This is a genomic window from Asanoa sp. NPDC049573, from assembly GCF_040676615.1.
Classification (GTDB): Bacteria; Actinomycetota; Actinomycetes; order Mycobacteriales; family Micromonosporaceae; genus Asanoa.
Genome location: NZ_JBFAPI010000012.1, coordinates 212,650 through 236,660 on the forward strand (window position 1 = coordinate 212,650; position 24,011 = coordinate 236,660).

The window sequence follows — 24,011 nt, forward strand, 5'->3', positions numbered from 1 at the left end:
GTCCGCCTCCGCGCTACCGCACACAGCAAGGAGATCAGGATGAGCTATCTGCACCAACCCATCAACCGCCGCACGCTGCTCTCCGGTGCCGCCGCGGTCGCCGCCGGCTCGATGCTCGCGGGTTGCGGCGACGGCAGCGGCGCCGGCAACGACAACAGCAGCAAGGCCAACAAAGACGTCAAACTCCCGGCGTACGTGCCGTCGACGGTCGTCAAACCCGACCTGCCGCCCGCCGCCAGCGGCCTGCTGGCCGCCTTCCTGGCCTATCCGAGCCCACCGGTGCGGCAGTTCACCGGCCCGCCGCTGAAGGGCGGCACGGTTTCGGCGTTCGTGTTGACCGGCTCGCCGGTGCCGCCGCCGAAGAGCAACAACACGTTCTGGCAGGAGCTCGACCGCCGGCTCGGGGTGGATCTGCAGCTCACCATCACGCCCAGTGCGGAGATGGCCACCAAGTTCTCCACCCTGATCACCGGCGACGACCTGCCGGACCTGATCGTGCCCGCGCTGTTCCTGCCCAACGGGGTGCCCGCCGGCATCGGCAACCTGCCGCAGTGGATGGCCACCAAGTGCACCGACCTGACGCCCCACCTGAGCGGCGACGCCGTCAAGGAATACCCCAACCTGGCCAACATCCCGTCGGCGGCGTGGCGGCAGTGCGTCTACAACGGCGGCATCTACGGCCTGCCGGTGCACCGAGGCGTCGCCGGCACGCTGATGTTCCGCCGCGACGACCTGGTGGCCAAGCTCGGCGTCGACCCCGACCCGAAAAGCTTCGCCGAGTTCCGCGACTTCTGCCGCAAGGTGACCGACGCGAAGGCCAACCGGTGGGCGATCGTCAACGCCGGCGGGCTGATGCACCTGATCCAGCAGATGGTCGGCGCGCCCAACGGGTGGCGCTGGGACGGCACCAAGCTGACCAACGTGGTCGAGACGGAGGAGTTCCGCCGGGCCCTGTCCGACGTGGTGGGCCTCTACAAGGACGGCGTCGTACACCCGGACAGCTTCGCCAACAACGCGCCCGTGAAGCGCTGGTTCAACGCCGGCGAGGCGATCCTGGCCGCCGACCGCTACACCGCCTGGCCGCAGTACTACGCCGAGAACATCGCCGGCCCCGAGTTCGCCATCAGCGGGATGCGACCGCCGAAGTACGACGGCGGCGGCTGGGCGCCGACCTGGCAGTCCAACGCCGGCTCGATCAACAACTTCACCGTGCTGAAGAAGGCCGACGAGGGCCGGATCAAGGACCTGCTCAAGCTATGCGACTACCTGGCGGCGCCGTTCGGGACGGAGGAATGGCTCTTCCGGCGGTACGGGCAGGAGGGCACGCACTACACGATGCGCAACGGCGGCCCGGTCTACACGCAGGCCGGCGTCAGCCAGACCGCGCTCGGCATCCGCTACATCGTCGACGCGCCCGACACGATCTTCATCCCCGGTCGTCCGCAGGCCAGCCAGGCGTCCTACGACTACCAGAAGTCGATCATCGACACCGCGGTGGCGGACCCGACGGTGGCCAACGGGCTCTTCTCCGACGAGTGGTCGCGCAAGCAACCGGTGCTGGGGCAACTCGTGCTCAACGGGCAGAACGACATCATCGCCGGCCGGCAGCCGCTGAGCAATCTGGACGAGGTGATCAAGAACTGGCGGGCACAGGGCGGCGACAAGGTCCGCGACGAGTTCACCGAGCAGTTGCAGACGCTGCGATGAACGCGCCGGTGCGGGTCGCGCTCGTCGGCACCGGCACAATCGCCCGGATCCACGCCGAGGCCCTGCGCGGTCTCGGCGGCCGGGTGGACCTAGTCGCCGGCATCGACGTCGACGGCGCCCAGGCCCGGTCGTTCTGCCGCACGCACGGGATACCGCACGCCGGCACGGATCTGGCCCGGTCGCTCGCGGCGACCCGGCCCGACCTCGTGCATGTCTGCACGCCGCCGGGCGCCCACCTGGACGCGACCCGCACCGCGCTGGCCTACGGCGCGCACGTGCTGGTCGAGAAGCCGCCGACGCTGACCCTGCGCCAGTTCGCCGAGCTGGAGGCGGCTGCCGCACACAGTGGACGGCACGTGGCGACGGTGTTCCAGCACCGGTTCGGTTCGGGGGCGCGGCGGCTGCGGACGCTGCACGAGGCGGGCGTGCTCGGCCGGCCGCTGCTGGCGCTCTGCCACACCACCTGGTTCCGTCCGCAGGAGTATTTCGACGTGCCCTGGCGGGGCCGCTGGGACACCGAGGGCGGTGGTCCCACGATGGGACACGGCATCCACCAGATGGACCTGCTGCTCGCGATCCTCGGCGAGTGGAACCAGGTCAGCGCGCTGGTTCGGCGGCAGGCCCGGGACGTCGACACCGAAGACCTGTCGCTGGCCCACGTCAGCTTCGCCGACGGCGCGGTGGCCAGCGTGGTCAACAGCGTGCTGTCCCCGCGCGAGGAGAGCTACCTGCGGTTCGACTTCGCGCGGGCGACGGTCGAGCTCACCCACCTCTACGGGTACGGCGAGGACGCCTGGCGGGTCACCCCCGTGGCCGGGCACGAGGAAGCGGTGCTCGGCGCCTGGCACGGCGGCGAACGCGGCGAGCCGAGCGGGCACCGGGCCCAGTTCGCCGCGGTGCTCGACGCGCTCGAGGCCGGCGAACGGCCCCCGGTCACGCTGGCCGAGGCGCGCCGCACGATGCGGCTGGTGGCAGCGATCTACGCGTCGGCGTTCACCGGGCGGCCGGTCGGGCCGGGCGACCTGGGGCCGGGATCGCCGTTCCACGAACGGATGCAGGGCGGCGGGCCGCCCTGGCGACTCGTACCGCGACAGGAGGTGGCATGAGCGACGAGCCTTGCCGGCCCGGGTTGGGGCTGACCCACGAGCATCACCGGTCGCTGCGGGTGAGCTGGCGCGACCGGGAGCTGTTCCGCTACGTCTACCGGCCGTGGGACGACCGGCTCGAGTCACCTCGGCCCTACCTTCATCCGATGTGGACGCTCGGCGGACGGCCGGTCAGCCTCTACCGGCCGCACGACCATGTCTGGCACAAGGGGTTGTCGGTGGCCCTGGCCAACGCCGGGGCCCACAACTTCTGGGGCGGGCCGACCTATCTGGGCGGCTACGGCGGCTACACCCAACTGGGCAACAACGGCGAGCAGCGGCACGAGGGGTTCACCAGGCTGGACGCCGGCGACGAGACCGTGGGCGTGACCGAGGAGCTGACCTGGGTGGCGCAGGACGGGCGGGCCGTGTTCGCCGAGCAGCGCACGCTCGACGTGGCCGTGCTGCCCGGCGACGAAGCCTGGCGGCTCGACCTGACCACGTCGTTGCGCAATACCGGCAACGCGGAGATCGCGATCGGCAGCCCGGAGACCGAAGGGCGCGCCGGTGCCGCGTACAGCGGGCTGTTCTGGCGTGGCCCGCGCAGCTTCAGCGGCGGCACGGTCCGGATCCCCGACGCGGAGGGCACCGACGAGCTCAACGGCGCGCGGGCGCCGTGGATGGCGTTCACCGGGCGGCACGACGGCGACGGCGAGCGAGCCACGCTGCTGATGGCCGACCGCGACGGACCGACACCGTGGTTCGTCCGCAGCGAGGTCTACGCCGTGCTGTGTCCGGCCGCCTTCGCCGCGGTCCGCCGGATCGGCCCGGGCGAGACGCTGACGCTGCGCTACCGGGTGGTCGTGGCCGACGGCGATCTCGACCACAAGGCCTGCGCGAGGTTGGCGACGTGACGCTGTTCCCGGGCGGCACCGGCGTCACCCACCTGACCGTCTACGACTGGGCCGGCCCCGACGGGCTGCCCGGCGGGTCGGCGCACGTGCACCTGGTCTGCACCGAGGGGTACGTCGTGCTCGACGGCCGCGGCCGGCTGCAGACGCTGGCCGCCGACGGCTTCGCCGAGACACCGCTGGAGCCGCTGACCGTCGCGTGGTTCGCGCCGGGCGTGATCCATCGGCTGGTCAACGACGGCGGGCTGCGGATCCTGGTGGTCATGCAGAACGCCGGCCTGCCCGAGACCGGCGACGCGGTGCTGACCTTCCCGCCGGAGCACCTGGCCGACCCGGCGCGCTACCGGGCGGCCGCGGCACTGCCGCCCGAGGACCCGGCCGGCGGCGCGCGGCGGCGCAAGGACCTGGCCGTGGACGGCTTCCTGCGGCTGCGCGAGCAGGTCGAGCGCGATGGGGCCGGCGCGCTGGCCGCGTTCTACGAACGGGCGACCGCGCTGGTGCACGACGAGTTGCCGGCGTGGCGGAGCCGCTGGGCACGCGGCCCGGGCGCCGCCGCGGTCGCCACCGGCGAGCAGATCGAGCGGCTCACCGAGGGCGGCTTCCAGCACCTGCACGACGGCCGGCTGACGGTGCTCGGCCCGCCGCCGGAGCGCGGCTACGGCATGTGCGGGAGGCTGGTCACGTACCCCTGACGGCGTTTCCTGCGTCATATGTCCGGTTAGCAGCAACTACGCTGACCGCGATGCGATTCGGAAACGTGTTGCGCGCCCTCGCGGCGGTGACCGCCGTCGCCGCCCTGGCCGCGACGCCGGCCTCGGCCGTCGTCGCACCGCCCGACGCGCCGGGACCGCCGACGGTGACCGGTGCCGACATCCGCTTCGCCCGGCCGCCGCTGGCGCTGCGTTACGGCACGGCCCGCGAGGCCGGCCTCAACCCGCGCTACGTCGACCGGATCCAGGACACGATCGCGTCGTTCCTCGAGCCCTCCCCCACCCACCCGATGTATCCGGGCGCGGTCGCCCTGGCCGGGCACGACGGCGTGCTGGTCGCGCACGACGCGGCCGGCTTCGCGCTGCGGTACGCCGACGCCGCCGGCACGGACCTGCCGCGCGACCGGTGGATCCCGATGCGCCGCGACACCATCTTCGACATCGCGTCGATGACCAAGCTGTTCACCGCCGTCGTCGCGGTGCGACTGATCGAGGCCGGCCGGATCGGGCTGGACGCGCCGGTGGTGCGCTATCTGCCGGCGTTCGCCGCCGAGGGCAAGTCCGACATCACCATCCGCAACCTGCTGACGCACACCTCCGGCCTGCCGGCGGACCCGACGCCCTCGCTGTGCACCTACGACTCCGACGCCGAGCGCTGGGCCGCGGTGCTCGGCATCAAGCCGACGAGCCCACCCGACACCGTGTTCCTGTACGCGGACACGAACATGATGGTGCTCGGCAAGGTGATCGAGACGGTCACCCGGCAGCGCCTCGACCGGGTGATCGCGGAGCGGATCACCGGCCCGCTGGGCATGCGGGAGACGATGTTCAACCCGCCGGCCCGGCTCCGGCCCCGGATCGCCGCCGAGGAGTTCGAGCCCGGCCGCGGCCTGGTGTGGGGCAGCGTGCACGACGAGAACGCGTACTGCCTCGGCGGGATCGCCGGCCACGCCGGGCTCTTCGCGACCGCGCGCGACCTGGCGACCCTGGCGCAGGCGCTGCTGAACGGCGGCGTCTACGGCCGGGCCCGGATCCTCTCCGCGGAGTCGACGCGCTCGCTGTTCACGAACGTCAACCAGGCGTACCCGACGCATGATCATGGTCTGGGTTTCGAGTTGGACCAGCGGCGCTACATGGGCGCGCTCAGTTCCCCGGTGACCGCCGGGCACACCGGCTTCACCGGCACCTCGATCGTGATCGACCCGCTGGCCCACTCGTTCGCGATCCTGCTCACCAACCGGGTGCACCCGACCCGGGAGTGGGGCAACAACAACCCGTCGCGCGCCGCCGTCGGCAGCGACCTGGCGATGGCCCTGCCGGTGCGCCCGACCCAGGGCCGCACGGCCTGGTTCGCCGGCACCGCCGACGACACGACCGCGACGCTGACCATCCCGCTGCGCGTGCCCCGCGGCGGCGCCCGGCTCTCGTTCGACCTCTGGTACGACACGGCGTCCACCGACCTCGGCGCGGTCGAGTCGTCCTCCGACGGCGGCCGCACCTGGCGGCTGTTGCCGCTCGGCCTGCGGGCGCCCGGCCACCGGTGGAGCACCGACGGCACGTTCACCGGCTTCGAGGGCCGCCAGTGGCTGACGGCGGACGCGTCGGTGCCGGCCGGCACCACCAACCTGCGCTGGCGGGCGACCACCGCGGCGGCGCCGCACGGTCGGGGGATCTATGTGGACGGTGTGCGGGTGACCGCCGGCACCGCCGGCCCGATCTTCGACGACCGCCGCCCGCGGGACGCCGCCCGCTTCCGCGCCAACGGCTGGACGGCCAGCGCCTCCTGAGCGCGGCCGGTAGTGTGGCGCGAATGGCGATCACAGTCCGCCCGGCCAACGAGGCGAGTGAGGCCGACCTGACCGCGGTGTTCGGGAGCCGCGGCGATCCCGCCAACTGCCAGTGCCAGTGGTTCAAGGCCCGCGACGTCTGGTCGCTGCCCAAGCAGGAACGGGTCGACCGGTTGCGGGCACAGACCCGTTGCGGCGATGCCGGAGCCGCCGAGACCAGCGGCCTGATCGCCTATCTCGACGGCGAGCCGGCCGGTTGGTGCGCGGTCGAGCCGCGGATCGCCTACGAGCGGTTGCTGCGGGCCCGCATCCCGTGGACCGGGCGGAAGGAAGAAGACAGGACCGACCCGGGCGTCTGGGCGGTGACCTGTTTCGTGACCCGGACCGGCTACCGGCGGCAGGGCATCAGCCGGGCGCTGGCCGGGGCGGCGGTGTCGTTCGCGCGCGAGCGGGGCGCCCGGGCGGTCGAGGGCTACCCGATCGTCGTCGAGCCCGGCCAGGTCGCCGGCGGGGAATTGTTCGTCGGCAGCGCCAGCGTGTTCGCGGCGGCCGGCTTCACCGAGGTCACCCGCCCGACGGCCAGACGGGCCGTCATGCGGATCGACCTCTGACTCAGACCCGGGCGACCATCTTGATCTCGACGAGCTGACCCGGGATGGCCAGGCGGGTCGCGCCGACCAGGGTGCTGGCCACCTGAGGGTCCGCACGGCCGTAGGCGGCCTTGCGGACCGGACCGGCGGCCTGGAAGGCCGCGTCGATGTCGAGGGTGTAGATGACCTCCTCCGCGACGTCGTCCAGGGACGCGCCGAACCGGCGCAGCAGGACGTCGGCGTTGCGGTAGGCCTGGCGCATCTGGTCGGCCATATTGCCGGCATCGGCGATCTGGCCCTCGTCGTCGAGCGGCGCCATCGCCACCAGGTCGGCGCCGTCGTTGGCGAGTTGGCCCGACACATAGATCGAGTCGCCGCGTTTGATCGCTTGCACGTAGCCGTAGGACTCTTCCCAGGGCACGCCGAAGTTCTCGGTGCGGGCGTCGTTCGGTGACATGGCAATCCCTCCGCTGGCGTCATTGCCGGTATTGACGCCGCGGCGGAATTCAAACGCGGGTGCGGGTGGCGGCGGCGTAGAAGATGATCAACAGCACCGACAGGACCAGCAGGCAGGTGCCCAGGGCGCCGGCACCGTAGTGGCCCAGGAGCAGGCCGATGCCCGACGGGATGAGGGAGCCGCCGAGGCCCGCGCCGCCGATCTGCATGCCGATCGTGCGGTCGGCGTGTGCCTGGCCGACCCGGTCGACCGTGGTCAGGGTGAGCAGTGGGAAGACCGGGGCCGCCGCGAAGCCGATCACGGCCAGGCCGAAGATCGTCACACCGGCGTGCAGCGGCAGCGCCACCAGCAGCGCGCCGGCCGCCATCCCGAACAGGCTGCCGACCAGGATCTTCGTCGGGTTGATCCGCTCGGACGCCACGCCCTGCACGACCCGGCCGACGAACAGCATGCCCCAGTAGAGCGAGACGCACAGGCCGGCGATCGTCGCGCTGACCCCGCGCGCCTCGGTGAGCAGGAGGAACGCCCACAACCCGGCGCCGGCCTCGACCGCGACGTACACCGCGAACGCCAGCACGCCCAGCCAGACGGCGGGGATGGCCAGGGTGTCGCGGGTGCGTACCTTCTCGACGGTCCTGGTCGCCACCGCCGTGGCCACCGCGTCGCCGGACGACGTGGGGCCCGACGCCGCCACCGCGACCGGGGCCACCGAGCCGTGCCGGACCCAGCGCCGGACGGTCGCGAAGAACGCGAGCGCCAGGCAGGCCTGCGCGGACGCGACGATGCCGTAACCCCAGCGCCAACTCAGGCCACCGCTGATCACCGCGGTCATGATGAGCGGGCCGATCGCGACGCCGAGCCCGAAGAAGGCGTGCAGCCAGTTCATGTGCTTGGCGCCGAACGCACCCGCCGCGTAGGCGTTCAGGCCCGAGTCGATCGCGCCGCCACCGAAACCGGCGAGAAGGGCGAACGGGACCATCACCGCGTACGCCGGGGAGATGGCATAGCCGGCCAGCGCGGCGCTGGCCGCGGCGGTGCTGAACGCGAGGAGCCAGCCGACGCCCACCCGCGCGATGGTGAAGCCGGCCGCGACGCTGGAGATGAAGTAGCCGGTCGTCGACGCGATCAGCAGCAGGCCGACGGCCGAGGTGGCGACCCCGAAGTCACCGGCGATCGACGGCCAGGCCACGCCGAGCAGGCCGTCGGGTAGGCCGAGGCTGATGAACGCGAAATACGCGAGGACCAGCAGGGATGCGCGGATCGGGCGCGCCGAGGGGGACGTCACCGGGCGATGATAGTGACGAGAGCGCTCTCTACGCGCATTCAGGCCCGGGCCAGCACCAGGCTCGACACCCCGGCCGCCGCGTCGATGTCGTAACGGTCGCGGGCGGACGACCAACCCGTGCCCTCGACGACCGTGCCGCCCGGTATGCCGCTGCGGGCGACACCGTCGATCACCAGGCTGCCGGCACCGCCGCCGACCCGCACCCGGGCGGGCGCGTCGCCGGTCAGCCGCACCTGGAAGTCGCCGGCGCCGCCGGTCATCCGCACCGGGACCGTGCCGCGCGGTTCGGGCAGCGTCAACGAGATGCGGGCGACGCCGGCCACGAACTCGACCGTGGAGACGTCGCCGCCGCTCAGGTCGACCTGCTCGTCTTCGGCGCCGCCGCCGAGGCGCAGGTGCCAGCGGACGGCCCGGTGCAGCGCGACGTCGACGGTGGCCGGGCCCGCCTGACCGGTGTCCTCGACCAGCAGTCGCACATCGCCGCCGTCGGCGTTGACCCGCGGTGCGATCCGCGATCCGTCGGGTGTGCGTACGACATAAAGGTCATCGCCCAGGTCGTCGACCCGGAGGATCAGCGTCGTCACGCCGCTGACCAGCGAGAACGTGGCCTCGTCGAGGCCGTCACGCGAGCCGTGCACGGTGTGGCCGAGCGGCGCGGCGCCGCGGGCGGGCTCGGCGGCCCAGTGTGGCCGCGGCCGCGCCGGTCCGGGCGCGGTGCAGGCCGCCAGGAGCAGAACAGCCAGCAGGGGTACGGCCAGCCGCCGCATAGCTGCCACCTTCCTTCAGCCGTCCAATCCGGACAGGTCAGTCAAAGTCGGCCGAACGGCCGACTGGTGCCCGCGAGGTCGGCGGGCAGACTTGCGTGAATGCGCGAGACGACCCCAAGCATTCTCACGGTCAGCCAGCGCCGCTACGCCTGGCTCGCCTTCCTCGCGATCGCCGTGCAGGCGCCGATCGCGGCCCGCCTCCTGCATGACGACTCCTGGCTGCTCAGCATCCTGGTCGGGATGATGCTCGGGACGCTCATCCTCGTCGATGACGCCCAGCGTCACCAGCCCGCCGCCGACAGCATCGAATAGCGGCGGGCCGGTCCCACCCGGTTAGCCGTCCCGGCCGTCGCGCGGCCGGATCACCTGGGTCTGTTCCGCCGTCGGGTCCTCGTCAGCCGCCGGCTCCTCGACCGCCGGCATTTCCCGCGTGGATGTCGTGGTGGGTTTTCCGCGGCCGCGGCGGGGCCGCGGCGCCGGCTCGGGCTCGACCGGGGCCGGTTCCATGCCAGGCACGATGTGGGTGTCCTCGGGACGCGGGATCACCTGGGTCTGCTCCGCCTCGGTGCTGATCACCGTGGTCTGGGCCCGGTCGATCTCGGCCCGCGCGGCCGCTTCCCGCTCAGCCGCCTCGGCTTGCGCCCGGGCCGCCTCGGCCCGCTCGGCTTCCGCCCGGGCCGCCTCGGCCCGTTCCGCTTCCACCCGGGCCGCCTCGACCCGTTCCGCTTCGGCCCGAGCCGCCGCCTCGGCCGCCTCGCGTTCGGCCGCCACCCGGGCGGCTTCCTCGCGGGCCGCGCGGGCCTGCTCCTCGGCCTGCCGCTCCTCCTCGATCCGGCGCCGCTCGGCGTCGGCCTTCTCCGTCTGGTAGGCCTGCGCCCGCTCGCGGATCACCGCGGACTCCGTGGCCATCCGGTCGAGCCAGCGGTCCCAGCGGCCCTGCATCGGCCGGACCAGGCCGCCGCCGACCCCGACGATCAGGATGCCGGCGATCGTCGCCAGCACCGCGATCAGCACCGGTGTGGTCACGGTGGTGGCGATGCCGACCTGGTTGAGCGCCGCGATCACGCCCAGACCGACGATGAACACCCAGACCACGGTCGCGATCAGCTTGCCGTACGAGAGTCCGCCGAGCGCGCCGTTGATCAGGTCCCGGACCGCGCTGGCGATGGCGGTGGCCACCACGACGATCACGATCGCGACGAAAGCCCGGGGCAGCCAGCCGACCACCGCCGAGATCAGGTCGCTGATCGGGTTCGGGCCCCAGACCCCGAAGGCCAACTGCAGGGCGAACAGCAGGATCGCGTAGTACGCGAGCCGGGCCAGGATGTCGCTGGCGTCGTAGCGCGTCGTGGCCAGCCGCCGGCCGATCCCGGACCGCTGGACCGCCCGGTCGAAACCGACCCGGGTCAGCAACGTGTCGACCAGGCGGCGGACGACCCGCGCGATCAGATAGCCGACCAGCAGGATCGCCAGGAACGCCAGCGCTTTCGGCACGAAGAGCAGCACTGACCGCCACATGTCGGTGAGGGCGTCACCGATGTCCATGTCAGACCTTCCGTCGGGGGGTGGGTGTTCAGCCGACGGCATTACCCGAAGGCGGCTCGCGGCAATCCCGGTAGCGGTCCCGTCCCGCGCCGCCGTCGGCGCGCCGCTCCGCCACGCGGCGGTTACGCTGCTGGCATGTCTGGGTCCGGCGCGTCGCACACCCCGCCCGTCGGGGTGTCCGCGTCCGACGGCTGGGACCCGGGCCTGCTGGCCGTCGTCGACCTGGTGCTCGGTTCGCCGGTCGCGATGGCGTTCCTGCACGGTGACCGGCTGCGCCTGATCTACAACGAGGCGTACGGGCAGCTCCTCGGCGAGCGCCACCCCGATGCCTACGGTGCGCCGGCGGCCGAGGCGTTCGGCCCGGCCTGGGACGGCCCGGCCGGCGAGGCGGTCCGCGAGACCCTGCACACCGGGTTCGCGCCCCGTGCCAGCGAGTGGCCGTTGATCAGCGACGACGAGCCCGACCCGGCGCTGCCCACCCGCGGCCTGTCCGCGGTCCGCGACAGCGCCGGGCGGATCGCCGGCGTGCTGGTCGTCGCGGTCGAGCCGGTGCCGGTCGCGCACCGCCTGCAGGGGCTCAGTGAGTTGGCCGAGGCGCTGGCCGGCACGCTCACCCTCGACGAGGTGGCCCGGGTCGCGCTGCGTTACGGCCTGTCCTCCCCCGACGTGCAACAGGTGGCGTTCGGCGTCGACGACGGCGACGACTGGCGGGTGGTCCGCCGGGTGCGCGGCGAGGTGCTCGACGACGCTGACGAGCGGCTGCCGCCGGTCTGGCGGCGGATCCCGGCCGACTCGGTCGCGCCGCTGGCCGTCGCCGCGGGCGCCGGGCTCGCGCGGTTCACCGCCGACGGCCACCCGCTGCGCGAGGCGGCCCAGGATCGACACGACGAGAAGGTCCGTGCGCTCGCGGCGCTCCCCTTGCGTACACCCTCGTTGCGGGGTGCGTTGACCGTCGGCCGGCACGACCAGCACCCCTGGTCGGCGGCCGAGCGGGCGCTGTTGACCGCGGCCGGCAAGCTGGTCGCGCAGGCGGCCGAGCGGGCCCGCCGCTTCGAGAACCAGCACGGCACCGCGCAGTTGCTGCAACGCAGCATGTTGCCGGAGAACCTGCCCGACGACCCGCGGTTCCGGCTCGCGGCCCGCTACGACCCGGGCGTCGACGGCAACGCGGCCGGCGGTGACTTCTACGACGCGTTCCTGCTGCCCGGCGGTCGGCTCGCGGCCGTGCTCGGCGACGTGGCCGGGCACGACGTGCGGGCGGCGGCCCTGATGGGTCAGGTGCGGGCGGCGCTGCGGGCGCTGGCGCTGACCGACCCGACGCCGACCACGGTGCTGACCGGCCTCGACCGCCTGGTCGCCAGCCTGGGCACCGAGGCCGGCACCGACGAACTGTTCGTCACGGTGGCCTACGCGGTGATCCAACGCGACGGCCGGCTGACCGTGGCCACGGCCGGGCACCCGCCGCCGCTGGTTCGGCACGCCGACGGGAGCGCCGGCTATCTCGACGTGCCGCCGGGCACGCCGCTCGGGCTGGGCGGCGCCCGCCGGGCGGCGGTCGCCACCCTCGCTCCCGGCGACACGTTGCTGTTGTTCAGCGACGGCGTGGTCGAGCGGCGCGGGCTCGACCTGGGCGCGGGGCTGGAGAAGCTGGCGGCGACCGTGGCCGGAGCGGCCGGCGGGGACCCTCGTACGCTGTGCGCCCTTGCCTCTGCCGCCGTCGGCGGCACCACGGACGACGACGTGGCGGTGCTGGCCGTCGAGCACGCGACCGCGCCGAGCCGGTCGGCGGGCATGGAGATCCCAGCCGAACCGACCGCGCCGGGCCGGGTCCGGCACTGGATGTCGGCGCAACTCGCCGCCTGGCACGTGCCCGAGCAGGTGATCGGCGCGGCGGTGCTGTGCGCGAGCGAACTGACCACCAACGCGCTGCTGCACGCCGGCACGGCCGCGCGTGTGCAGGTCGACCTGAGCGCCGAGCGGCTCCTGGTCGCGGTCTCCGACAGCGGCACCCGCGGCGCGGTCAGCCGCGCCCACGCCGAGACACTCAGCAGCCGCGGGCGCGGCCTCGGGCTGATCGAAGAGCTGAGTGACGCCTGGGGCACCGATCCCGCCGTGCGCGGCTCGACCGTCTGGTTCGAGATCGGCATCCGGGGTATCGGAGTCTCATGACTCCACCCGCGGGCGTCCTCTTCGATGTCGACGGCACGCTGATCGACAGCACCTACCTGCACGCCGTCACGTGGTGGGAGGGCTTCCGGGCCGGCGGCCACGACGTGCCGATCGCCCAGATCCACCGGGCCGTCGGGATGGGTTCCGACCGCTTGCTCGACCATCTGCTCGGCAGCGAGCGCGACCGGTCCAACGACGATCTGGTGCGGGCGGTGCACGAAGAGCGCTACGCGCCGTACCTGGCGCGGTTGCGGCCGTTGCCCGGCGCGGCCAACCTGTTGCGGGCCTGCCACGAGCGCGGGCAACGGGTGGCGCTGGCGTCCTCGGCGACGCCGCAGGAGTTGGCCGCGATGCGGGCCGCGCTCGACGCCGACACCTGGATCGACGGCGCGACCTCGTCGGGGGACGCCGAGCGCTCCAAGCCTGAGCCGGACATCATCGAGGCGGCCCTGCGGTTGCTCTCGCTCGACACCGCGCGGGCCGTCTACGTCGGAGACTCCGTCTGGGACGTGGCCGCCTGCGCCAAGCTCGGTCTGCCGTGCGTCGCGCTCACCTGCGGCGGCACCGCGCGGGCCGAACTCGCCGGTGCCGGCGCGGTCGCGGTGTACGAGGACCCGGCCGACCTGCTGGCCCACCTGGACGAGTCTCCGCTGTCGTTGGCGTGAGCGCCACCGCCGCCGCGTTCGCGGTCCTCGGCGTCGGTGCGTTGCTGGCCGGCGTGCTGCCCCGGCTGGTCGAGCGCCGTCCGCTGTCGATGCCGATCGCGTTCCTGCTACTCGGCGTGCTGGTGTTCGCCCTGCCCACCGGCCTGCCGACGCCGGACCCGATCCGCTACCCGGCGGTGGCCACCCACCTGACCGAGATCGGCGTGATCGTCGCGCTGATGGGTGCCGGGCTGAAGATCGACCGGCCGCTGGGCTGGCGCCGCTGGTCGTCGACCTGGCGGCTGCTGGCGATCGCGATGCCGCTGACCATCGCGGCGGTCGCGCTGCTCGGCTGGTGGTGGGCCGGCCTGGTGCCGGCGACCGCGCTGCTGCTCGGCGCCGCGCTGGCGCCCACCGACCCGGTGCTGGCCTCCGACGTGCAGGTGGGCGAGCCGACCGACGAGGAGGACTCGGAGGACGAGGTCCGGTTCGCGCTGACCTCGGAGGCGGGACTCAACGACGGGTTGGCGTTCCCGTTCGTGTTCGCCGCGATCCTGATCGCCGGGGGCTCCGCCTCCTGGTTCACCGAGTGGGTCAAGGTGGACGTGCTCTACAAGGGAGTGGCCGGCGTCGTCGGCGGGCTGGTGATCGGCAAGCTGCTCGGGCGGCTGTTCTTCCGGGCCCGGTCGGAGACGCTGCGGTTGGCGCGGCATTCCGAGGGGTTCCTGGCGCTGGCCGCGACCTTTCTGGCGTACGGCCTGGTCGAAGTGGTTGGCGGTTATGGCTTTCTCGCGGTTTTCGTCGCGGCCCGGGCGATCCGGTCGGCGGAGCGCTCGCACGAGTACCACCAGGTGCTGCACGATTTCGCCGAGCAGATCGAGCGGCTGCTGACCGTGCTGCTCCTGCTGCTCTTCGGCGGCGCGGTGGTCGGCGGGCTGCTCGGGCCGCTGACCTGGCCCGCGGCGGCGGTCGCGGTGGCGCTGGTGTTCGTGGTCCGGCCGCTCGCGGGGTGGCTCGCGCTGCGCGGCGGGCCCGGGCGGCCGGCCGAGCACTGGGTCATCGGGATGTTCGGCATCCGCGGCATCGGATCGTTCTATTACCTGGCGTACGCGACGTCACACGCGCAGTTCCCCGGTGTGGCGGTGGTCTGGGCGACGGTGGGGCTGGCCGTCGTGGTTTCCGTGGTGGTGCACGGCATCGCCGCGACGCCGGTCATGGCGCTGCTGGACCGCCGGGGCGAGCGGACCGCGCTGGCGCGGGACGGCGGGTGATCCGGATCGATGCTTGGATGGACGTTCATCGTCCAACGGGGAGGGTTCTGTCCATGGCTTCACATCTCAACCGGCGCACCGCACTCGGGCTGGGCACGATGGCGACGGCGGGCGCCGTCCTCGGCCTGCCGGCGGTCGCGGCGGCGGCTCCGTCGGGTGGCGGTGGTGCGTCCGCCGGGTCCGGCGGCGCGGGCGGGTCCGGGGCGTCGGGCGGTTCCGGCGGGTCGGGCGGGTCTGGAACGTCTGGCGCGTCCGCTGGGTCGGCGGCTGAACCGACGCCGTTGCGCGCGGCGCGCAAGGTCGGTCGGATCTATGCCCGCGAGACCGCCGAGGCCGGCGGCAACTGGCAGGCTTTCGTGACGGTCGCCGGGTCCAGCGAGGTCGCCGTCTCGGACGAGCCCGACACGGTGCTCGAGGCCTACAGCGTCAACAAGATCGCGGTCGCCACCGCGGTGCTCGACAAGGTCGACCGCGGGCTGCTGGCGCTCGACCAGCGGGTCGACGTCACCGAGGCGATCGTGGTGCCCGGCGGCGACGGCATCTTCAGCCTCGACGGCGCCTACCCCAGTTCGGTCACCCTTGGCCACGTACTCGCGGCGCTGTTGACCGTCTCCGACGACACGGCCGTGCGGCTCTGCGGCCTGGTCGCACCCGCCGCGGAGATCAACGAGATCCTGGTGGCGAAGGGCTTCCCGCAGACCCAGGTCGAGCCGGTGGCCAACCCCAACCGCTTCTTCCTGGGTCGGTCGACGCCGCGGGAGACGCACACGCTGTTGCAGCGATTGGTCGCCGGCACGCTGCTCTCCCCCACGTCGACGGCCGCGATCCTGTCGCGGCTGCGGGCGCCGATCGCGTTCACCGACGGCATCCGGCGCGAGATGTCGTCCGACGAGCGGCTGCGGATCGCGACGAAGGCGGGCTGGTTCGACTTCGCGCGGCACGAGGCCGGCATCATCTTCGACCCGGCGGGTGCGCCGCTGCTGACCTACGCGATCTTCGCCGACGGCCAGGCCGGTGCCGAAGACTTCGGCGCGACCCATCCCGCGGTGGCGGCCCGGGCCGCGATGGGCCGGGCGTTCCTGGACACCGTGGACGCGCTGAGCGGCGACCAGGCGGTGCGGGCCGCGCGGGCGCCGCGCTACCGGCCGTCCAACGGCGGATAACGCGTCTTTCGGGCGGCGCGCCTCGTTGCGCGCCGCCCGTTCTGCGACCTCCCCCTCCTGATCGTCCGATTCGTGCTTGAATCGGATGTCTGTCCATAAAGGGGGGTTTATGGGTACGTCGCTTGACCGCCGCACCGCATTAGGACTCGGATCGATGGCGACCGTCGGGGCGGTGCTCGGCCTCCCGTCGGGCGCCGCGGCGGCACCCGCTGTGCCGGTCGGCTCGCCGGACGCGCGGGCGACACCGCTGGCCGCGGCCCGCACGGTCCGCCAGGTCTATTCGCGCGAGAGCGCCGCGGCGGGCGGCAACTGGCAGGCTTTGGTGACGGTCGCCGGGTCCAGCGAGGTCGCGGTGACGGACCAGCCGGACACGCTCGTCGAGGCCTACAGCGTCAACAAGATCGCGGTCGCGGTGGCGGTGCTCGACAAGGTCGACCGGGGCCAACTGAAGCTGACCCAGCGCGTCAACGTAACGGCGGCGATCGCGGCCGGCGACAGCGACGGCATCTTCCGCCTGGACGGCGCGTACCCGAGCGCGGTCACTTTGGGTCATGTCCTGTCCGCGCTCCTCACGGTCTCCGACGACGTGGCCGCCCGCCTGTGCGGCGAGGTCGTCCCGGCGGCGGAAATCAACAGGATCCTGAGGGCGAAGGGCTTCACCAGGACCCAGGTCCAGACGGTGTCCGACCCGCACCGCTACTACATGGGCCGCACCACCCCGCGCGAAACACACACCCTGCTCCGCCGCCTGTCGGCCGGCGCCCTCCTCTCCGCGACGTCAACGGCGGCGATCCTGTCGCGGCTGCGGTCACCGATCGCCTTCACGGACGGCATCCGCCGCGAAATGTCCTCTTTGGAACGCGGCCGGATCGCGACAAAGGCGGGTTGGTTCGGCTCCTCCCGACACGAGGCCGGCATCATCTTCGACCGCGGCGGCGCCCCGGTCCTGACCTACTCGATCTTCGCCGACGGCCAATCGGGCGCCGCCAACTTCGGTTCCACCCATCCGGCTGTGCGCGCCCGCTCCCGCATGGGTCGCGCCTTCCTGGACGCGGTGAACGGCATCCCCGGCGACCGCACCGGCCCGGTCGCGCGCGAGGCTTCGGCGTTCGCCGGCTAGTTCATCGGTGTGCGCCCAGCGACGCCCCGGGCGCTACCCCGAGCCGTCCGTCCGGGATGACCGCCCGGACGGGCGGCCCCCACGACCCCGCGACGGCGCCGGGCGCCGAGAGGCCTCCGCATTGGGCGATGGCGCCGAGCGCCGAGAGGCCTCCGCACTGGGCGATGGCGCCGGGCGCCGTCGGGCCTCCGCGCTACGCGACGGCGCCGGGCGCCGTCGGGCCTCCACACTGCGCGACGGCGCCGGGCGCCGACGGGCCTCCACACTGCGCGACGGCGCCGGGCGCCGACGGGCCTCCACACTGCGCGACGGCGCCGGGCGCCGACGGGCCTCCACGACGGTGTCGGGCGCCGAGACGCCTCCGCACTGCGCGACGGCGCCGGGCGCCGACGGGCCTCCACGACGGTGTCGGGCGCCGAGAGGCCTCCGCACTGGGGCGATGGGCCGCCGGCAGGTCCGCTGTGTGCGCGGCCAGGCGGGCATGATCTCATTCGTCGCGACCGATAGGTGAACCGTTGGCCGTCCGCGCGGTACTCATCGTCATGAGAGCGATCCACGCGGAACTAGAGCCGGTGCAGGGCGACGTCGGTCAGCGCGCCGTTGGTGATCTCGGCGGTCATGAAGGTGTGGTGGGGCTGGCGGCGGCGGTCGGTGGGTGAGCCCGGGTTGAGCAGGCGCAGGCCGCCCGGCGCCGTGGTGTCCCACGGGATGTGCGAGTGGCCGAAGATCAGCACGTCGGTGTCCGGGAAGCGGGCGGCGCAGCGCGCCTCCCGGCCGGTCGCCTGGCCGGTCTCGTGCACCACGGCCAGGCGCAGGCCGTCGAGGGTCTCGTGGGCCACCTCGGGCAGCCTCGCGCGCAGCGCCGGGCCGTCGTTGTTGCCGTAGACGCCGATCAGCCGGCGCGACCGCGCTTCGAGTTGGTCCAGGAGGTCGACCTCGACCCAGTCGCCGGCATGCACCACCACGTCGGCCTCGTCAACGATCATCCATAGTGGAGCAGGGAGGTCTTTCGCCCGCTTGGGCAGGTGAGTGTCCGACATGATGACGACCAGCACACCCCAAACGCTAACCCGCGCCACTGTGCGGTGGGGCGGCACATGTGTCATGGTCGATAGGTGAGCACCAATGACTACGCCCGGCCCGAGGCGCCCGTGCACTGGGTGGCCGACGGCATGCCCCGGGTCGAGGTGGCCAACCAGTTCCTGGCCCAACTCGACCACTGCGGCGGCACTCCCGACCAGGTCGTGCTGACGCTCGGCCAGGCGATCGACGCGGGTACCCCACCCACGGTGCTCTCGGCGCTCCCGATCGGCCGCTACGGCCTGACCCCCGCCCGCCTAGACGAACTGATCATGGTGCTGCTCAACGCCCGCCAGGATCTCCTCGGCCTGACGGAACCCATCGGCCCCGGCGAGCCGGCACGCCCGGTCGTCACCGAACTCCGCGAAACCGGCTAGCCGGGCGCTCCGGCCGAACGGCAGCCCGCCCCCGCGCTGGCTAAACCGGGTCGCGGTCCGGGACGGTGACGGCTAGCGTCACGGGCCGTGACTCGCTTCGCCCGGCTGGTTCTCGTGGATGGTGACGGCTCGCCCCTGGGGGTGCTGCCGGCCTATCCGGTGGCGGTGCCCTGGTGGCAGGAAGCCGCCGACGTCGTCGACGGTGCGCGGGTGCACTTCGGGATCGACGTCACCGTCCTGCGGCTGCTCAGCGCCGATCGGCCGACGATGCCCGGTGGCACGGTGACCTATGTGGCCGAGTGCGCCAACCCGCCGAAGGTGCTCGTGCCGCTGGCCGAGGCCGGTGTCGACATCGACGCGGTGACGGCGCCCGCGAAGAACCGGGCGCCCTACGCCCGGCCGGGCGGGCCCGACGCCAGCATCCGATGGGCCACCGAACGCCTCACCGACCTGGGCTGGGCCGGCCTCACCGCTCACCAGCACCGCACCTGGAACCTGTCGGCCATCTGGCGGCTCGACGCCGACGGCGGGCACCAGGCCTGGCTCAAACAGGTGCCGCACTTCTTCCGGCACGAGGGCGCCGTGCTGCGCTGGCTGGGCGAGCACGCGGCCGGGCGGGCACCGCGGCTGATCGGCGAAGGCGACGAAGGCCGCCTGCTGCTCGCCCACGTGCCGGGCGAAGACTGGTACGACGCCGACGTCCAAGGCCGCCACCGGATCGGCGTGATCGCACACGGCATCCAGGTCACCGCCGCACAGGACCTCGACGCGCTGGTCGCGGCCGGCCTGCCCGACCACCGCGGCCCGCGGCTGGCCCACTGGATCCGCACGATGCTCGCGCCGCACCTGCCCGCCGTCGACGACGTCCTTCCCGACCTCGACGAGCGCCTCGCCAAAGCCGAAGCCGACGCGTGTGGATTGCCGGACACCCTCGTGCACGGCGACCTGCACCCGGGCAACACCCGGGTCAGCGGCGACGACGAGCCAACCGTGATCGACTGGGGTGACGCGTTCGCCGGCAGCCCGGTGTTCGACATCCTGCGGCTCACCGAGAGCGTCAGCGACGCCGAGGCAACCGGCCTGCGGGCGGCCTGGTCCGCGCGCTGGCGCGCCGACGTCCCCGGGTGCGACCCTGACGCGGCGATCGCCGCGCTGCGGCCCGTGGCCGCGTTGCGGTCGGCCGCCGTCTACGCCAATTTCCTGGCCAACATCGAGCAATCGGAGCACCCCTACCACGCGGCCGACGTGCCGCGGTGCCTTCGAGAGGCGCGGCAGGCGGCCGGGCGGCATACCGTAGGTGCATGACCGACGTGTCCGCCCTCCGCGAGCGTCTGGTCGACGTGCTGCGCGACGACGGCGGTCTCACCCGTGACGACCTGATCCAGGCCTTCGCCAGCGTCCCGCGCGAACTCTTTCTCGCGGACGGCTTCCATCTCGGCGATGCCGGGTTCCTGCGGCCGGGCGACGAGGGGTTCCTGGCCGGCGCTTACCGCAACGACGCCCTGGTGACCAAGTTCGACAACGGGCGGCCGGTCAGCTCGTCGAGCCAACCGTCCCTGATGGCGTTGATGATCGAGGAACTGAGCATCGCGCCGGGGATGCGGGTGTTGGAGATCGGCGCGGGGACCGGTTACAACGCGGCGTTGATGGCCCACATCGGAGCCGACGTGACCAGCGTCGACGTGCAGCCCGACGTGGCCGCGCGGGCGGCACGGGCACTGCGGGAAGCGGGCGTGACCGGCGCGCGGGTCCGGGTCGGCGACGGCTACCTCGGTGATCCCAGCGGCGCGCCCTACGACCGGATCATCGTGACCGTCGGCATCACCGGGGTCTCGCCGCACTGGCTGGCCCAACTGGTGCCGGGCGGGCTGATGCTGGCACCCGTCGCCCACGCCGGCAACAACCCCGTCCTGCGGGTGTGGGCCGAGGCCGCCCGGCGTCGCGCCGAGCCGGGCTGGCCGGCGACCGACGACGTCTGGGCCGACGGGGTGTGCGGCGCGGGCTTCATGGCGGCGGCCGGGCCGCTGGCGGCGCGCTATCCGTGGGCGCATCCGGACCCGATCCGGGTGCCCGACGGCGTCACGGCCTCGGTGCAGATCCCGCCGCGCTGGCCCCAGGCCCTCGACGGGCTGCGCTACCACGACCTGTGGTTCGCGGTCGGAGCTTGGGACCGGCGGGCGACCGGCGGCCCGTTCGACGGCGGGTCGGGCTGCGTGCTGGTCGACGAGACCCGCGCCGGCGGCGCGGCGATCCGGGCCGACGGCTCGATCCTCGCGGCCGGCGAGCACGCCGCCGAGTACGCCGACGACGCCGGCATCCTGCTCGACCGCTGGCTCGACGCGGGCCGGCCGGGCATCGAGCGATGGCGGGCCCCGCTGGTGCTCGCCGGCGACCCGGCCGCGCCGATCTACGTACCCCGGGAATGGTCCTTGATCCGTTAAAAGGTGCCGCGCAGCCGCTGCCGCAGCGGGCGCCCGTCCGGGTCGTAGACCAGGCGGTAGAGCGGTATAGCCCAGAGCCGCGTACGCAGCGGCAGGCGTTCCGGCGTGTGCGGGCGCAACCGGCCAGGCGGCCGCGGGCCGACGCGACCCGCCCGGTGCCAGCTCTCCAGCGCCGCGGCCGAGGCGGTCATGGCGGCAACCGCCGCCGCGGGATCGATCGGCGCGGAGTCGGCGTCCAGGTGCTCGGCCATCAGCCGCAGCCGCAGATCGCGGGCGTAGACGCGGGCGCCGTCACCCAGGCCGCCGGGATCCAACGGAGCCCGCTCGTCCAACGTCGAGTCCAGGACCGCGCAGGACAGCTCACTGTCGTGCGTCCACGAACGACGGTTGAGGTTGTCCGAACCGACACTCGCCCACACGTCGTCGATGACACACACCTTCGCGTGTACGTACACCGGCGTCCCGGAATGATTTTCCAGGTCGAAGACGTGCACCCGGTCGGGCGCCGCCTCGCGGCACAGCCGCAGGGCGATTTCCCGGCCGACCTGGTTGGGCGGCAGCGCCAGCCGGCCGTCGAGGTCGGGATGGCGCGGCACCACCGCGATCAGGTGCAGGTCGGGGTTGTCGCGCAGGGCCCGGGCGAACAGCCGGGCCACCTCGGTCGACCACAGATACTGGTCTTCGAGGTAGATCAACCGGCGGGCCCGGCGGACCGCCTTGGCATAGCCGCGCGCGACCGTGCGCTCCCCGTCGGGTGCGAACGGATAGCGGGGCCGGACGGCCGGATAGGTGCGCAGCACCTGCACCGCGTGCGGGCCGGCGGCCGGGGGTACGGGCGGGCGCGCCGGCAAGGGGTCGGCGTTCAGGTCGGCGTGGCTCAGCCGGTCGCGCAGTTGGGCCAGCGGCTTCTCGGTGTCCAGCGGCGTCGGGTCGTCCCAGCGCTCCCGGAACACCCGGTCGAGCACGTCGACCACCGGCCCGCGCAGCTTGAGTTGGACGTCGTGCCAGGGCGGCCGCTCCCCGTAGGCCCGGGACATCGTCACCGGCTGCGGGTCGCCCAGGTGCCGGGCGTCGTCGCGGCGGCTGTGGCAGAGATCGATGCCACCCGCGTAGGCCACGTCACCACCCGGGCGCCGGATCACCACCATCTTCTGGTGGTGTGAGCCGCCCCGCCGGACCCGCTGGTCGAGCAGCACCTCGCCGCCAGCGGCCTCGACCATGTCGCCCAGGTGCCGGTTCTCCTCCTCGCTGTATTGCAGCTTGTCGAGGTGGGAGCGCCACATCAGACCCTTGACGACCACGCCCCGCTCGGCGGCGGCCGCGAACAGGCCGGCGACGGTCGGGCCGTCGGGCAGCAGCCGTTCGTCGGGGTCGCCGCGCCAGTCCGTGAAAAAGAGATGATCGCCTTTCTCGAGGGCATCGACGGTACGCGCGAGGTCGGCGAAGTAGGTCGCTCCGTGAACCAACGGCTCACATCGGTTGCCTTCGCTCCAGTTGGGTAGGTCCGAGGCGGGATTGCCGCGCTCCGACCTGGTGAGAAACCAGTCCTCCATCGGCATCCTTGGGGCTTTTCCCAGGTCGCTCGATGTTCACACCCGGCGCGCACGCTCGGGGACGGCAGGACACGTTGACACAGAACTTACGACGCTGGCGCGAAACCGCGATTTCTCTCCGCAACGGCGCGCCTACCGTCATTGTCGAAGGACGGCAGGTAAGGAGGCCCCGATGAGCAGCGAGATCATCTCCCCCGAGTCGGAAAGCCGCACCCGGGAAGCCAACAGCGAACAGGGTCTGCTCCTCGCCGTACTCATAATGGTGATCCTGGGTGTGATCGCGATCTTTTTAGTAACCGCTTAGAGCAGAGGGCCGCGCGCTCCGGACGGGGGGACGGCCGGAGCGCGCGGGCCTCGTCTCAGGGGCGGTCGCCCTCGCCCGCGGAGTGCGGGAGGCGGGCCGCCGGGATGACGCCGAGGCGACCGGCCTGGTAGTCCTCGAACGCCTGCATCAGCTCGGCCCGGGTGTTCATCACGAACGGGCCGTAGTGTGCGACCGGCTCACGGATCGGCTCGCCGCCCATGATGTAGAGGTCGAGCGCGGGGGTGTGCGAGTCCTGCTGCAGGTCGGCGGTGAAGCGCAGCGCGTCGCCGGGGCCGTGCACCGCGAGCTGGCCGGTGTGGATCGGGCGCTTGTCGGCGCCGACCGTGCCCCGGCCGCCGAGCACGTAGAGCAGGGCGTTGAAGTCGGCCCGCCAGGGAAGCTGGACCTCGGCACCCGGCTGCACCGTCACGTGGGTGATGGTGATCGGGGTGTGCGTGCTGCCCGGGCCGGCGTGGCCGTCGATCTCACCGGCGATCACCCGGACCAGCGCGCCGCCGTCGGGGGTGGTCAGCAGGGCCGACTCCTTGCCGCGGATGTCCTGGTAGCGCGGCGGGTTCATCTTCTTGGCGCGGGGCAGGTTGACCCAGAGCTGCAGGCCGTGGAACAGGCCGCCGCTCATCACGAGGTGCTCCGGCGGCGCCTCGATGTGCAGCAGGCCGGAGCCCGCCGTCATCCACTGGGTGTCGCCGTTGGTGATCGTGCCGCCGCCGCCGTTGGAGTCCTGGTGGTCGAAGATGCCGTCGATGATGTAGGTCACCGTCTCGAACCCGCGGTGCGGGTGCCACGGCGTTCCCTTCGGCTCACCGGGCGCGTAGTCGACCTCGCCCATCTGGTCGAGGTGGATGAACGGGTCGAGGTCGCTCAGGGCCACACCGGCGAAGGAGCGGCGGACCGGGAAGCCCTCGCCCTCGAAGCCGCTCGGCGCGGTGGTCAGCGACTTGACCGGGCGGAAAGCCGTGGTGGCCGGGTCGAGCTTGGGCAGGCGGGGCAGGACGAGGACGTCTTCGACGGTGACGGCTGGCAT

Annotated in this window: 22 protein-coding genes and 1 pseudogene; 16 read left to right on the top strand and 7 right to left on the bottom strand. The window is 73.0% G+C overall.

The window, feature by feature from the left end:
* The first annotated feature begins 39 nt into the window (after window positions 1-39).
* From AB0J74_RS25695 to AB0J74_RS25720, 6 genes are read left to right on the top strand one after another with little or no spacing between them, the layout of a single operon-like run.
* Window positions 40-1,707 carry a hypothetical protein gene (locus tag AB0J74_RS25695; RefSeq protein WP_363452150.1) on the top strand — a complete coding sequence of 556 codons (1,668 nt, stop codon included), beginning with the start codon at window positions 40-42 and terminating at the stop codon, window positions 1,705-1,707.
* A complete protein-coding gene (locus AB0J74_RS25700) occupies window positions 1,704-2,813 on the top strand; it encodes a Gfo/Idh/MocA family oxidoreductase (protein WP_363452152.1) in 1,110 nt (369 codons plus the stop codon). Before AB0J74_RS25695 ends, AB0J74_RS25700 begins: the two co-directional genes overlap by 4 nt.
* Entirely contained in the window at window positions 2,810-3,706 is an 897-nt protein-coding gene (locus AB0J74_RS25705) for a PmoA family protein (protein WP_363452154.1), read from the top strand. Before AB0J74_RS25700 ends, AB0J74_RS25705 begins: the two co-directional genes overlap by 4 nt.
* Window positions 3,703-4,395, top strand: a complete 693-nt coding sequence (locus tag AB0J74_RS25710; protein WP_363452156.1) for a cupin — start codon at window positions 3,703-3,705, stop codon at window positions 4,393-4,395. The genes AB0J74_RS25705 and AB0J74_RS25710 overlap by 4 nt, the downstream gene beginning before the upstream one ends.
* A 50-nt stretch (window positions 4,396-4,445) precedes the next feature.
* Complete coding sequence (locus tag AB0J74_RS25715; protein ID WP_363452158.1) at window positions 4,446-6,200, top strand: serine hydrolase domain-containing protein; 1,755 nt, start codon at window positions 4,446-4,448, stop codon at window positions 6,198-6,200.
* Between the two features lie 23 nt (window positions 6,201-6,223).
* Entirely contained in the window at window positions 6,224-6,811 is a 588-nt protein-coding gene (locus AB0J74_RS25720; protein WP_363452160.1) for a GNAT family N-acetyltransferase, read from the top strand.
* Between the two features lies 1 nt (window position 6,812).
* Here the strand turns inward: AB0J74_RS25720 and AB0J74_RS25725 are convergent, their stop codons facing one another.
* Genes AB0J74_RS25725 through AB0J74_RS25735 form a run of 3 tightly spaced genes read right to left on the bottom strand, consistent with a single transcriptional unit; the run spans window position 6,813 to window position 9,299 of the window.
* Complete coding sequence (locus tag AB0J74_RS25725; protein WP_363452162.1) at window positions 6,813-7,247, bottom strand: Rid family hydrolase; 435 nt, start codon at window positions 7,245-7,247, stop codon at window positions 6,813-6,815.
* A gap of 49 nt (window positions 7,248-7,296) precedes the next feature.
* Window positions 7,297-8,532, bottom strand: a complete 1,236-nt coding sequence (locus tag AB0J74_RS25730) for an MFS transporter (RefSeq protein ID WP_363452164.1) — start codon at window positions 8,530-8,532, stop codon at window positions 7,297-7,299.
* Between the two features lie 38 nt (window positions 8,533-8,570).
* Window positions 8,571-9,299: a hypothetical protein gene (locus tag AB0J74_RS25735; RefSeq protein ID WP_363452166.1), complete on the bottom strand. Its 729-nt coding sequence runs from the start codon at window positions 9,297-9,299 to the stop codon at window positions 8,571-8,573.
* 99 nt (window positions 9,300-9,398) lie between these two features.
* Between AB0J74_RS25735 and AB0J74_RS25740 the strand changes: the two genes are divergently transcribed.
* Complete coding sequence (locus tag AB0J74_RS25740) at window positions 9,399-9,611, top strand: hypothetical protein (protein WP_363452168.1); 213 nt, start codon at window positions 9,399-9,401, stop codon at window positions 9,609-9,611.
* A gap of 522 nt (window positions 9,612-10,133) precedes the next feature.
* Here AB0J74_RS25740 and AB0J74_RS25745 read toward each other — a convergent pair.
* Window positions 10,134-10,844: pseudogene (locus AB0J74_RS25745) on the bottom strand (hypothetical protein); the annotation flags it as partial.
* A gap of 135 nt (window positions 10,845-10,979) precedes the next feature.
* On the opposite strand from AB0J74_RS25745, the gene AB0J74_RS25750 reads away from it, so the two are divergent.
* From AB0J74_RS25750 to AB0J74_RS25770, 5 genes are all read left to right on the top strand, one after another.
* Complete coding sequence (locus AB0J74_RS25750; RefSeq protein ID WP_363452170.1) at window positions 10,980-13,013, top strand: SpoIIE family protein phosphatase; 2,034 nt, start codon at window positions 10,980-10,982, stop codon at window positions 13,011-13,013.
* Window positions 13,010-13,678, top strand: coding sequence for an HAD family hydrolase (locus tag AB0J74_RS25755; protein ID WP_363452172.1), 669 nt, complete (start codon window positions 13,010-13,012; stop codon window positions 13,676-13,678). The genes AB0J74_RS25750 and AB0J74_RS25755 overlap by 4 nt, the downstream gene beginning before the upstream one ends.
* The gene (locus tag AB0J74_RS25760) at window positions 13,675-14,928 is read left to right on the top strand and encodes a cation:proton antiporter (RefSeq protein ID WP_363452174.1); all 1,254 of its coding nucleotides are present in this window, start codon (window positions 13,675-13,677) and stop codon (window positions 14,926-14,928) included. Before AB0J74_RS25755 ends, AB0J74_RS25760 begins: the two co-directional genes overlap by 4 nt.
* 53 nt (window positions 14,929-14,981) lie before the next feature.
* Complete coding sequence (locus tag AB0J74_RS25765) at window positions 14,982-16,091, top strand: serine hydrolase (RefSeq protein WP_363452176.1); 1,110 nt, start codon at window positions 14,982-14,984, stop codon at window positions 16,089-16,091.
* Between the two features lie 85 nt (window positions 16,092-16,176).
* Window positions 16,177-17,211 carry a serine hydrolase gene (locus AB0J74_RS25770; RefSeq protein ID WP_363452242.1) on the top strand — a complete coding sequence of 345 codons (1,035 nt, stop codon included), beginning with the start codon at window positions 16,177-16,179 and terminating at the stop codon, window positions 17,209-17,211.
* Window positions 17,212-17,774: 563 nt separating this feature from the next.
* Here the strand turns inward: AB0J74_RS25770 and AB0J74_RS25775 are convergent.
* Window positions 17,775-18,266 (bottom strand): metallophosphoesterase, encoded by a 492-nt coding sequence (locus AB0J74_RS25775; RefSeq protein WP_363452178.1) that lies wholly within the window; start codon window positions 18,264-18,266, stop codon window positions 17,775-17,777.
* 60 nt (window positions 18,267-18,326) lie between these two features.
* On the opposite strand from AB0J74_RS25775, the gene AB0J74_RS25780 reads away from it, so the two are divergent.
* The 3 genes from AB0J74_RS25780 to AB0J74_RS25790 all read left to right on the top strand — a co-directional run bounded on the left by AB0J74_RS25780 (window position 18,327) and on the right by AB0J74_RS25790 (window position 21,109).
* Window positions 18,327-18,668, top strand: coding sequence for a hypothetical protein (locus tag AB0J74_RS25780; RefSeq protein ID WP_363452180.1), 342 nt, complete (start codon window positions 18,327-18,329; stop codon window positions 18,666-18,668).
* Between the two features lie 87 nt (window positions 18,669-18,755).
* Window positions 18,756-19,973 (top strand): aminoglycoside phosphotransferase family protein, encoded by a 1,218-nt coding sequence (locus AB0J74_RS25785; RefSeq protein ID WP_363452182.1) that lies wholly within the window; start codon window positions 18,756-18,758, stop codon window positions 19,971-19,973.
* Window positions 19,970-21,109 carry a methyltransferase domain-containing protein gene (locus tag AB0J74_RS25790; RefSeq protein ID WP_363452184.1) on the top strand — a complete coding sequence of 380 codons (1,140 nt, stop codon included), beginning with the start codon at window positions 19,970-19,972 and terminating at the stop codon, window positions 21,107-21,109. The genes AB0J74_RS25785 and AB0J74_RS25790 overlap by 4 nt, the downstream gene beginning before the upstream one ends.
* Here the strand turns inward: AB0J74_RS25790 and AB0J74_RS25795 are convergent.
* Window positions 21,106-22,668 carry a phospholipase D-like domain-containing protein gene (locus tag AB0J74_RS25795; RefSeq protein ID WP_363452186.1) on the bottom strand — a complete coding sequence of 521 codons (1,563 nt, stop codon included), beginning with the start codon at window positions 22,666-22,668 and terminating at the stop codon, window positions 21,106-21,108. The genes AB0J74_RS25790 and AB0J74_RS25795 overlap by 4 nt on opposite strands.
* 166 nt (window positions 22,669-22,834) lie before the next feature.
* On the opposite strand from AB0J74_RS25795, the gene AB0J74_RS25800 reads away from it, so the two are divergent.
* Window positions 22,835-22,966 carry a hypothetical protein gene (locus AB0J74_RS25800; protein ID WP_363452188.1) on the top strand — a complete coding sequence of 44 codons (132 nt, stop codon included), beginning with the start codon at window positions 22,835-22,837 and terminating at the stop codon, window positions 22,964-22,966.
* 55 nt (window positions 22,967-23,021) lie between these two features.
* Here AB0J74_RS25800 and AB0J74_RS25805 read toward each other — a convergent pair whose 3' ends face one another.
* Window positions 23,022-24,011 (bottom strand): pirin family protein, encoded by a 990-nt coding sequence (locus AB0J74_RS25805; RefSeq protein ID WP_363452190.1) that lies wholly within the window; start codon window positions 24,009-24,011, stop codon window positions 23,022-23,024.

What these genes read in the sequence shown, in the direction of transcription:
- AB0J74_RS25795 (WP_363452186.1), bottom strand. Translation starts at nt 22,668, where the DNA reads ATGCCGATGGAGGACTGGTTTCTCACCAGGTCGGAGCGCGGCAATCCC.
- AB0J74_RS25755 (WP_363452172.1), top strand. Translation starts at nt 13,010, where the DNA reads ATGACTCCACCCGCGGGCGTCCTCTTCGATGTCGACGGCACGCTGATC.
- AB0J74_RS25805 (WP_363452190.1), bottom strand. Translation starts at nt 24,011, where the DNA reads ATGCCAGCCGTCACCGTCGAAGACGTCCTCGTCCTGCCCCGCCTGCCC.
- AB0J74_RS25695 (WP_363452150.1), top strand. Translation starts at nt 40, where the DNA reads ATGAGCTATCTGCACCAACCCATCAACCGCCGCACGCTGCTCTCCGGT.
- AB0J74_RS25735 (WP_363452166.1), bottom strand. Translation starts at nt 9,299, where the DNA reads ATGCGGCGGCTGGCCGTACCCCTGCTGGCTGTTCTGCTCCTGGCGGCC.
- AB0J74_RS25715 (WP_363452158.1), top strand. Translation starts at nt 4,446, where the DNA reads ATGCGATTCGGAAACGTGTTGCGCGCCCTCGCGGCGGTGACCGCCGTC.
- AB0J74_RS25740 (WP_363452168.1), top strand. Translation starts at nt 9,399, where the DNA reads ATGCGCGAGACGACCCCAAGCATTCTCACGGTCAGCCAGCGCCGCTAC.
- AB0J74_RS25800 (WP_363452188.1), top strand. Translation starts at nt 22,835, where the DNA reads ATGAGCAGCGAGATCATCTCCCCCGAGTCGGAAAGCCGCACCCGGGAA.
- AB0J74_RS25765 (WP_363452176.1), top strand. Translation starts at nt 14,982, where the DNA reads ATGGCTTCACATCTCAACCGGCGCACCGCACTCGGGCTGGGCACGATG.
- AB0J74_RS25705 (WP_363452154.1), top strand. Translation starts at nt 2,810, where the DNA reads ATGAGCGACGAGCCTTGCCGGCCCGGGTTGGGGCTGACCCACGAGCAT.
- AB0J74_RS25725 (WP_363452162.1), bottom strand. Translation starts at nt 7,247, where the DNA reads ATGTCACCGAACGACGCCCGCACCGAGAACTTCGGCGTGCCCTGGGAA.
- AB0J74_RS25750 (WP_363452170.1), top strand. Translation starts at nt 10,980, where the DNA reads ATGTCTGGGTCCGGCGCGTCGCACACCCCGCCCGTCGGGGTGTCCGCG.
- AB0J74_RS25790 (WP_363452184.1), top strand. Translation starts at nt 19,970, where the DNA reads ATGACCGACGTGTCCGCCCTCCGCGAGCGTCTGGTCGACGTGCTGCGC.
- AB0J74_RS25770 (WP_363452242.1), top strand. Translation starts at nt 16,177, where the DNA reads ATGTCTGTCCATAAAGGGGGGTTTATGGGTACGTCGCTTGACCGCCGC.
- AB0J74_RS25720 (WP_363452160.1), top strand. Translation starts at nt 6,224, where the DNA reads ATGGCGATCACAGTCCGCCCGGCCAACGAGGCGAGTGAGGCCGACCTG.
- AB0J74_RS25700 (WP_363452152.1), top strand. Translation starts at nt 1,704, where the DNA reads ATGAACGCGCCGGTGCGGGTCGCGCTCGTCGGCACCGGCACAATCGCC.